Source organism: Dokdonella sp., assembly GCF_039926425.1.
Classification (GTDB): domain Bacteria; phylum Pseudomonadota; class Gammaproteobacteria; order Xanthomonadales; family Rhodanobacteraceae; genus Dokdonella_A.
Window position 1 is genome coordinate 1 of record NZ_JBDSWZ010000100.1, and the last position, 4,180, is coordinate 4,180.

Here is a 4,180-nt window from a genome sequence, read left to right on the forward strand (position 1 = left end):
TCGCCTTGACGACGTTCTTGATCGCGGTGCGAACCATCGAACGCGCGCTCGCGTTGCGCTGGCGGTGCTGCTCGGACTGGCGCGCACGCTTCTTCGCGGATTTGATGTTGGCCAAGGTAGAACTCCAGTGAACGGGTGCGGAAAAAGACCCGCGATTATGCCGAGTCGTCGCGGCAGCGTCAATTCGTTCAGGCGAGTGGCCGGTTGGAGTGCAGGCGCAGTGGCCATGCGCGCATGACGCGACCGACGTTACTCCGCTCGATGCTGAGTTTCAGCGGCGGGACCTTCATTTCGCGCATCCTCGGCCTCGTGCGCGAGCAGGCGATCGCCTATGCCTTTGGTGCGAACGCCGCAACCGACGCGTTCTGGGTTGCGTTCCGCATCCCGAACTTCCTGCGTCGCCTGTTTGCCGAAGGCTCGTTTTCGGTCGCGTTCGTGCCGGTCTTCACCGAGATCAAGGAAACGCGGCCCCACGCGGATCTCAAGCAACTGATTGCGCGCACCGCCGGCACGCTCGGCGGAGTTCTGTTGCTGGTGACTGCGCTGGGGATGATCTTTGCCGGCGGGGTGGCGGGCGCATTTGCGCCTGGATCGATCGACGATCCGCACAAATTTGCGCTGACCACCGACTTGCTGCGCGTGATGTTTCCGTTCCTGTTGTTCGTGTCGCTGACAGCACTGGCGGGAAGCGCATTGAACAGCTTCCATCAGTTCATGCTGCCCGCGCTGACGCCTGTGATCATGAACCTCTGCGTGATTGCCGGAGCGCTGTGGTTTTCTCGCTATTTCGACGTGCCGATCATGGCGCTGGGCTGGGCGATTCTTGTCGCCGGCATTCTGCAGCTGCTGGTGCAGGCGCCCGCGTTGGCCCGGCTCGACCTTCTCGCGTGGCCGCGCTGGGGTTGGCGCGATCCCGACGTCCGCCGCATCCTCACGCTGATGGTGCCGACGCTGTTTGGCTCGTCGGTCGCGCAGATCAACCTGCTGCTCGACACCTTGATCGCATCGTTTCTCATTACCGGATCGCAGACCTGGCTGACGCAGACTGATCGGCTGCTGGAATTTCCGCTCGGCCTTTTCGGTGTTGCCCTCGGCACCGTGATCCTGCCTTCGCTGTCGCGCCATCACGTCGGCACCGATCGCGACGGATTCGCAAAGGCGCTCGACTGGGGATTGCGAACGGCACTGCTGATCTCGGTACCCGCGATGCTCGCGCTGGTGATGTTGACGAAACCTCTGCTTGCAACGCTTCTCCAGCATGGGCGCTTCACGTCACATGACGTGGACATGGCGGCGCTGTCGCTGTCCGCGCTGTCGTTCGGGCTGCCGGCCTTTGCACTGGTGAAGGTGGTTGCTCCGGCATTTTACGCACGGCAGGACACGCGGACGCCGGTGCGCGCGGGCATTGTCGCGATGACCGCCAACATGGTCATGAACATTCTGTTCGTCGGCATCCTGTTCCAGCTCTGGCATCGGCCTGAAGACCTTGCCGACGGCTGGCTTGCGGCCATCGCGAAGGTGCCCGGTCTGCACATGGGTCTTGCGCTCGCGAGTGCGCTCGCCAGTTACCTCAATCTCACCAGCTGTGGTTGGCGCTCCGGCGCGACGGAATCTACGTGCGTCAGCCCGGGTGGGGGCGTCATCTTGCGCGTCTGGCGGCGGCGTGCGTCGCCATGGTGGCTGTGCTCGGATTCGGTTTGTGGCACTGGCAGGACTGGAGCGCGTGGGATGCGAGCACCCGCGTCGCACGCCTGGCGATCCTGGTGACGGCCGGTGGCGGCACTTTCGTCATCGCGCTGTTCGCCAGCGGCTTTCGGCTGCGCGATCTCAAGGCGCATTGAGCGGCCGGTTTTTTTTGGTCCGCTGAACAATCCGGCGCTGCGGTGCCGCGTGCAGGTCGTAGTCGTACCGCCGCGGCTATACTTCACCCATGAGCCTGCTTTTTCGTGATGTTGCGGGGCCGAGCCTGGCGCCGCGCGGCAGTGTGCTGTGCGTGGGCGCGTTCGATGGCGTGCACGTCGGCCATCGCGCGCTTCTCGCGCGTGTGTGCGCGCGTGCCGAGGCGCTTGAGCTTTCGCCGATCGCCATCAGCTTCGAACCCATTCCCCGCGAGTTTTTTGCGCGCGCAGTGGCGGTGCCCCGGCTTGTCAACGCGCGCGAGAAAATCGGCTTGATTGCCGAGAGTGGAGTCGCAGCGTTGCTGATGCTGCGTTTCAATGAGCGCTTATCCGAGATGAGCGCGGAACGCTTCATCGACGAGGTGCTCGTGGGCAGGGCAGGTGCGCGGGAAATCTGGGTTGGAGCGGATTTTCGCTTTGGACATGGTCGCCGTGGCGATGTGGCGATGTTGCGCGAACATGGGAGCCGGTCGCAATTCGCGGTGGAGGTGATGCCGGATATCGCGATCGCGCGAGAACGGGTCAGCAGCAGTGCAATCCGCGCACATCTGGGAGATGGTGAATTCGACGACGCAGCGCGCCTGCTCGGACGTCGATTCTCGATCGGTGGACACGTGGTGCGCGGCCAGCAACTTGGCCGCACGCTGGGTTACCCGACTGCCAACATTCGTTTGGGCACGCGCACGTCACCGGTCGGTGGAATCTTCGCCGTCCGTGTGCATGGCGTCGATGCCGGACCGATGCCCGGCGTCGCCAGCCTGGGCATTCGGCCGACGGTCAATGGCACCGAACCGCTGCTCGAAGCCCACCTATTCGACTTTGATGGAGATCTGTATGGTCGCCGCATCGAGGTCGAATTCGTGCAAAAGTTGCGGGATGAGGAAAAGTTCGACGGTCTCGACGCGATGGTGCGGCAGATCGATCGTGATGCGGATCAGGCACGCGCGACGCTCGGCGTTGCGTCCCAGGAATTCTCCGGAGCGAACGCGTGAGCAAGGACTACAAAGACACGATCAACCTGCCGAAGACCGACTTCGCGATGAAGGCGGATCTCGCGCGCCGTGAACCCGGCATGCTGGCGGAGTGGGAGAAGGTGGATCGCTATGCGCAGATCCAGAAGAAGGTCGCATCGCGCGAGCACGCGTTCATCCTGCATGACGGTCCGCCGTATGCGAACGGCTTGATCCACATCGGCCACGCGGTCAACAAGATCCTCAAGGACATCGTAGTCAAGTCGAAGCTTCTCGCAGGCTTCCGCTCACCGTATGTCCCGGGTTGGGATTGCCACGGACTGCCAATCGAGATCGCGGTCGAGAAGGACATCGGCAAGGTTGGCCAGAAAGTGGACGCGGCGACGTTCCGGCAGAAGTGCCGCGAATACGCCGGCAAGCAGATCGATCTGCAACGCGCGGACTTCAAGCGCCTCGGCGTACTCGGCGACTGGGACAGTCCTTATCGCACGATGGATTTCAAGTATGAAGCGGACATGATCCGCGCGCTCGCGCAGATCCATGCAAACGGTCACGTGGTACGCGGCTTCAAGCCGGTGCACTGGTGCTTCGATTGCGGATCCGCGCTTGCGGAAGCCGAAATTGAATACGCGGACAAGTCGTCGCCCGCGATCGATGTTGCGTATGCAGTCTCTCCGCAGGATCGAGCGCGATTGCTGGATCTGTTCAAGGCGTCTGCGAGCGTGCCGGACAACGCTGTCGTTGCGGTTCCGATCTGGACGACGACGCCCTGGACACTGCCGGCGAGCGTTGCCGTTACCCTTGGCCCCGCTCTCGACTATTCACTCATCCGCCAATCCCGCGCAGATGGCGCGGATATCTACCTGGTCGTCGCGAGCGCACTGGTCGGCGCGGTGCATGCCAGATATCTGATGGCCGCCGGTCTGCCCGCGGATACACCGGCCGACAGCAATTTCATCGGTGTCGAAGGCGCCGCACTCGAAGGCATCGTTTTGCAACACCCGTTTTACCCCCGCGGGATTCCGATCATCCTCGGTGATCACGTGTCTGCGGACGACGGAACGGGCGCGGTGCACACCGCACCAGGTCACGGCGTGGAAGACTTCGCTGTCGGCAAGCAATACGGCCTCGTCAAACAATATTCCGCATCGGACCTCAATCCCGTTGGCGGCAACGGGGTCTATCTTCCGGGGACGCCGATCTTCGAAGGCCAGTTCATCTGGAAAGCCAACGACACGATCACCGACTTGCTGCGTGAGCGCGGCGTGCTGCTGGCCGCCTCGAAAATCATCCACAGCTACCCGCATTGCT

3 protein-coding genes and 1 pseudogene are annotated in these 4,180 nt (G+C 62.8%); 3 read left to right on the forward strand and 1 reads right to left on the reverse strand.

Annotated elements, in window-relative coordinates:
* The coding region (gene rpsT, locus ABIV12_RS06635; protein ID WP_348057516.1) for a 30S ribosomal protein S20 at positions 1–115 on the reverse strand (115 nt) is incomplete at its 3' end.
* A gap of 119 nt (positions 116–234) precedes the next feature.
* Here rpsT and murJ point away from each other — a divergent pair.
* From murJ to ABIV12_RS06650, 3 genes and pseudogenes are all read left to right on the forward strand, one after another.
* Positions 235–1,841 (forward strand): annotated as a pseudogene (gene murJ / locus ABIV12_RS06640) (murein biosynthesis integral membrane protein MurJ).
* Positions 1,842–1,930: 89 nt separating this feature from the next.
* Entirely contained in the window at positions 1,931–2,890 is a 960-nt protein-coding gene (locus ABIV12_RS06645; protein ID WP_348057512.1) for a bifunctional riboflavin kinase/FAD synthetase, read from the forward strand.
* A partial coding sequence (locus tag ABIV12_RS06650) for a class I tRNA ligase family protein (protein ID WP_348057514.1) occupies positions 2,887–4,180 on the forward strand: 1,294 nt, incomplete at its 3' end. The genes ABIV12_RS06645 and ABIV12_RS06650, both read left to right, overlap by 4 nt.

What these genes read in the sequence shown, in the direction of transcription:
- ABIV12_RS06645 (WP_348057512.1), top strand. Translation starts at nt 1,931, where the DNA reads ATGAGCCTGCTTTTTCGTGATGTTGCGGGGCCGAGCCTGGCGCCGCGC.